Here is a 5690-nt window from a genome sequence, read left to right on the forward strand (position 1 = left end):
GGCTCGCTTCGCATCGTGGTTACGGTTGGGCGCTGCTGAGTTGAGTAGATACCTATGCCCCGATGAGGGAGTGTCAGTAGGCGCATTTTTGACTGAACCACCGCCATCGGGGGCAAGCCCCCTCCCACATTTGAACTTCATGCGTCGGGAGGAATGTAGTCGGCCCTTCTGCTCCGGCAACCGCACCAACATCTATCTGCAGACGCTTGGTTTCCGGGTAGTGCCCGGTCTCCAAGCCAAACACCAATCCAATGTGGGAGGGGGCTTGCCCCCGATGAGGGACTGTCAGTGAATGCTTCTGCAACTGACCCTCCGCCATCGGGGGCAAGCCCCCTCCCACATTTGAACGCCATGCGTCAGGAGGATTGTATTCAGCCTTGCTTAGCCAACAGTTCCAGGCCTTCATGCAGCGCCGGGAACAGGCTGTTGTTGAAGTTGTTCCAGCGCAGTTCGAGGATGGTGTCTTCGGGCGAAATCTCGGTCTTCAATACGTCGTGGAACACTTCGCCGGAATCAATGCCGTTATCCACATAGTGAAATGACGCGCCGGTGAGGTACAGCGGCGCCGAGGGGGTGGTAGCCCTGGTCGTCCAGTCCACCACGGTCTGCCCACGCGCGCCATACAACGCGTTCCAGGTGGCATAGGCGCCACGGCGTTCGTAAGGCGATTCGATGCGGGTGATACCCGGATGGATGTTCATGATGCGCCGCGCAAACGGTGCGCCTGGGCGTACCAGTTCATCGAGGATCACCAGCAAGCCATCGAGCACCACGATGTCGGCTTTCAACTCGACCAGCACGTCATGCAGGCGCCGTTCGAAATCCTGTTTGCCGGCGATATGCTCAGCGCTGCCCCGAGGCAGGCGACGATAGGTCGACGGTACGCTCAGCAACAGGTCGTTGACCAACTTGCCCTGTACGCTCAGGTCGGCCGGGTACAACCACTGGCCGCCAGGCTTGTAAGCGAAACCATAATCGGCGACCAACGCCTGATCCCGTGGATTCTGCTCATCGTCGTCGTACACCACCCCGACCAGGTTGTAGGCATCGCCCAGCGCGGTGTCGTTGAGCGAGCCCACCAGAAACTCCAGCACCGACTTCATGTAGCGCTCGTGGTCCTTGTAGGCCACCGGCTGCCCGGCCTTGTCGGCGGCGGCATTTCTCAGGGACCAGACATACACCAGGTTCTTTTTCGTCATTGTTTCGCTCTCGCAGAAGGAATACGTACGGCGTGAATACCCGTGCGCCTACCCAACAAGAACGAACCAGCCCTCGCGCAATTTATCCAGCGCCGCCACCGCCCGGCACACCGAGCTAAATAGTCGCGCCGACACTTCGTTTGTCATGGGTAAGGGTCTGTGTGCCCAGCCCCTCTTTTCACTCTCCGGGATGTATTTATGACCGACCCCAAACGCGGCGCCTTCAAAGGCATGCTCGCCCTGCTCCGGCCCTTTCGCATCATTGTGACGGTCTCCGTCGCCCTCGGCATGGTGGGCGGCCTGGCCATTACGTTGCTGCTGGCGACCATCAATAACGCGCTGCACTCGGCGGCAGGCATGACCCAGGGCGTGGTTCTGACCTTTGCGGCACTGTGCGTGGTGGCGCTGTTCAGTTCGATCATTTCCGACATCGGCACCAACTACGTCGGGCAACGGATCATCGCCGCCCTGCGCAAGGACCTGGGCGAGAAGGTGTTATCGGCGCCCATCGGTCAGATCGAACGCTATCGCTCCCACCGCCTGATCCCGGTGCTGACCCACGACGTCGACACCATCAGCGACTTTTCCTTCGCGTTCACGCCGCTGGCCATCGCGGCCACAGTCACCCTCGGGTGCCTGGGCTACCTGGCCTACCTGTCGGTGCCGATGTTCCTGATGATGGTGGTGGCGATCATTATCGGCAGCACCGTGCAGTTCATTGCCGGCGGCAAAGGCATCCAGGGCTTCGACCTGGCGCGCAGCCATGAAGACGAGTTGCAGCGTTACTACAACGCCATTGCGTCCGGCGCCAAGGAACTGCGCATGCACCGACCACGGCGGTTTCGCATGAACACCCACCGCATCCAGGAAACCGCCGACCGCATCAGCGACATCCAGGTGCGCTCGGTCAATATCTACATCCTGGCCAAGACGTTTGGCTCGATGCTGTTCTTCGTGGTCATCGGCCTGGCCCTGGCGATGCAGGCGTACAACCCCAACCCGGACCCGACGGTGATCACCGGCTTCGTGCTGGTGCTGCTGTACATGAAAGGCCCGTTGGAACACCTGCTGGGTTACATGCCCGTGGTCGGCAAGGCCAAGATCGCGTTTGGCCGCATCAGTGAACTGTCGGAGCGTTTTTCGTCCCCGGAACCGCACCTGTTGATGGATGACAGCGAAGCGCCGACACCGGTGGTCAACAGCCTCGAACTGCGCAACGTGAGTTACAGCCCGCCGGCGGTCGAGGGCAGCGAGCCGTTCCACCTGGGGCCGATCAACCTGAGTATCCAGCAAGGCGATATCGTGTTTATCGTCGGCGAAAACGGCAGCGGCAAGACCACCCTGATCAAACTGCTGCTGGGTCTGTACCCGCCCCAGGCCGGCGAGATTCGCCTGAATGGCGAAGCGGTCACCGACCCTGAGCGCGATGACTATCGCCAGTTGTTCACCACGGTGTTTTCCGACTACTACCTGTTCGACGACCTGGTCCAGGGCAGCGCCGCCCAGTCCCTGGACAGCGCCACCCAATACCTGGAACGCCTGGAAATCGCGCACAAGGTCAGCGTCAAGGACGGCGTATTCAGCACCACCGACCTCTCCACCGGCCAGCGCAAGCGCCTGGCCTTGGTCAACGCCTGGCTGGAAGAACGCCCGGTGCTGGTGTTCGACGAATGGGCCGCCGACCAGGACCCGGCCTTCCGCCGGATCTTCTACACCGAGCTGCTGCCGGACCTCAAGCGCCTGGGCAAGACCATCATCGTGATCAGCCACGACGACCGTTATTTCGACATCGCCGACCAACTGGTACGCCTGCGCGCCGGCCAGGTGGTGCACGAAATGGAACCGGCGTGAATTTTATTTTCCGGTTTTTCCAGGTAGGAACGTCTCACTAGTGCTAATGAGAATTAACCTCAATAGATACGATAACTGCCCACTTAAAACCTAGAAGAGAAAGCATCCATGCCAGCACGACTCGGTCTCAGCCCCCTGAGCAAAGCGTTATCCATGCGCAGGGCCCTGAACATGAACCTTCTTCCGAGTGCCCTGGCACTGGCGGTGGCGCTGCCGATGGCGGGCTATGTTCAGGCCCAGGAGATCGAGTTGAACATTCCTGCACAGCCGCTGGGGAGCGCGCTGCAGGAATTTGGCCGCCAGACCAACGTGCAAGTGCTGTACAGCCCTGGCGACGTGCAGGGTAAGAACAGCCGGGCGATCAAGGGCAAGATGCAGCCGCAGCAGGCCATCGATGCGTTGCTGGCAGGCAGCCAGACCACTTACAGCCTCAACGGCAATACCTTGACCGTGGCCGCCGCCAGCGCAGCGGGCGGGCTGGAACTGAGCCCGACCGAGGTCACCGCCAACTACCTGGGCAACATCACCGAAGGCTCGAACTCCTACACCCCGGGCACCATTGCCACCGCCACGCGCCTGACCCTGACACCCCGGCAAACCCCGCAGTCGATCACGGTGGTCACGCGCCAGCACATCGAGGACTTCGGCCTCAACAGCATGGATGACGTGATGCGCCACACCCCCGGCATCACGGTGTCGGCCTATGACAGCGACCGTACCAACTATTATTCCCGGGGTTTCTCGGTCAACAGCTTCCAGTACGACGGCATTCCTTCCACCGTGCGCAACGTCGGTTACTCGGCGGGCAATACCTTGAGCGACATGGCGATCTATGACCGCGTCGAAGTGCTCAAGGGCGCTACCGGCCTGCTCAATGGCGCCGGCTCCCTGGGGGCGACGATCAACCTGATCCGCAAGAAGCCGACAGCGGACTTCAAGGGGCATGTGCAACTGGGCGCCGGTTCCTGGGACAACTACCGCAGTGAAGTTGATGTCAGCGGGCCCCTGACCGACAGCGGCAATGTCCGTGGGCGTGCGGTCGCCGCGTACCAGGACAAGAAGTCGTTCATGGACCACTACTCGCGCAGGACCGAAACCTACTACGGCATTACCGAATTCGACCTGTCTCCCGACACCCTGCTGACCGTGGGCTTCGACTACCAGGACAACGTTCCGCAGGGTTCGAGCTGGTCCGGCTCCTTCCCGCTGGTCAATTCCAACGGCAGCATCAACAAGATGCCGCGCTCCTACAACAACGGCACCACCTGGAGCTCCTGGGAGCAGAACACCCGAACCGCGTTCGCCATGCTCGAACATGACATGGGCAGCGGCTGGGTGACCAAGTTCCAGCTCGACCACAAGATCAACGGCTACCACGCCGACCTCGGTTCGATTCAGTTCGTCCAGCCGGCAGCCGATGGCACTGCCGAAATCAACGGGCAGAAGTACACCGGCGAAACCAAAAGCACCTCCGCCGACCTCTACGCCACCGGGCCTTTCAGCCTGTTCGGGCGCGAACATGAACTGGTAGTGGGCGGCTCGATCGGCACCTCGCGCTGGCAGGGCAAGGGTTACTGGTCGCCGGAATGGCCGGGCGGCAACAAAGTCGATTTCTATAACTGGAACGGCCACCTCGCCAAGCCTATCTACGGCCCGGCCCAGCAGCACATCGATGACACCATCCGCCAGACGGGTTACTACGTGACCACACGCTTGAACGTGATGGATGACCTGAACGTGATCCTCGGCGGGCGCGTGGCCAACTATCACGTCACCGGCAACAACCCTTCCTACAAGGAAACCGGGCGGTTCATTCCTTATGCCGGGGTGATCTACGACCTCAACGACAACTTCTCGGCGTACGCCAGCTACACCGATATTTTCCAGCCTCAGGAAAGTACCTATAAGGACCGCAACGAAAAACTGCTGGAACCGGACGAAGGGCAAAACTACGAGATCGGCCTCAAGGGCGAGTTCTTCGAGGGCCGCCTGAACACCAGCATCGCTTACTTCGAAGTGCATGAGACCAACCGTGCGATCTCCGACGATGCGTACAACAACCAGACGCCAACCCCGCAGAACTATGCATTCAAAGGTTCCAAGGCCGTAACCAAAGGCTACGAAGCGGAAATTTCCGGTGAGTTGAGCCCGGGCTGGCAAGTGCAAGGTGGCTACACCCACAAGATCGCGCGCGATGACGATGACAAGAAGATCTCCACGTTCGAGCCCGAGCATCAGGTCAACCTGAACACCACCTACAAGCTCAAGGGTGACCTGGACAAGTTCACCATCGGCGGCGGCGTGCGCTGGCAGACCAAGGGCTGGAACGAGATCTGGAACGGGCCACTGGAAACCAATCAGGACATCACCCAGGAATCCTACTGGCTGGTGGACTTGATGACCCGCTACCAGGTCACCAAGAACCTGTCGGCGACGGTCAACTTCAACAACATCTTCGACAAGTCCTACTACACCAACGTGGGTTTCTATAACTCCGCCGCCTACGGCGAGCCGCGTAACGTGATGGTCAGCACCCGCTGGGACTTCTGACCGCACGGCGACAAGCTCCACAATCGGCGGAGTAATGGGGATCAAAATGTGGGAGGGGGCTTGCCCCCGATGGCAGTGTGTCAGTCAATA

The 5690-nt window shown here is 60.3% G+C and carries 3 protein-coding genes; 2 read left to right on the forward strand and 1 reads right to left on the reverse strand.

Annotated elements, in window-relative coordinates; genetic code table 11:
• Positions 1-371: 371 nt before the first annotated feature.
• Entirely contained in the window at positions 372-1199 is an 828-nt protein-coding gene (locus tag BFP90_RS19925; protein WP_065893101.1) for a N(5)-hydroxyornithine transformylase PvdF, read from the reverse strand.
• A gap of 198 nt (positions 1200-1397) precedes the next feature.
• Between BFP90_RS19925 and BFP90_RS19930 the strand changes: the two genes are divergently transcribed.
• Complete coding sequence (locus BFP90_RS19930) at positions 1398-3050, forward strand: cyclic peptide export ABC transporter (protein WP_065897793.1); 1653 nt, start codon at positions 1398-1400, stop codon at positions 3048-3050.
• A 108-nt stretch (positions 3051-3158) separates the two neighbouring features.
• Entirely contained in the window at positions 3159-5600 is a 2442-nt protein-coding gene (locus tag BFP90_RS19935; RefSeq protein WP_083203285.1) for a TonB-dependent siderophore receptor, read from the forward strand.
• Positions 5601-5690 lie beyond the last annotated feature (90 nt).

The organism is Pseudomonas sp. 24 E 13, from assembly GCF_900004715.1.
GTDB lineage: Bacteria > Pseudomonadota > Gammaproteobacteria > Pseudomonadales > Pseudomonadaceae > Aquipseudomonas > Aquipseudomonas orientalis_A.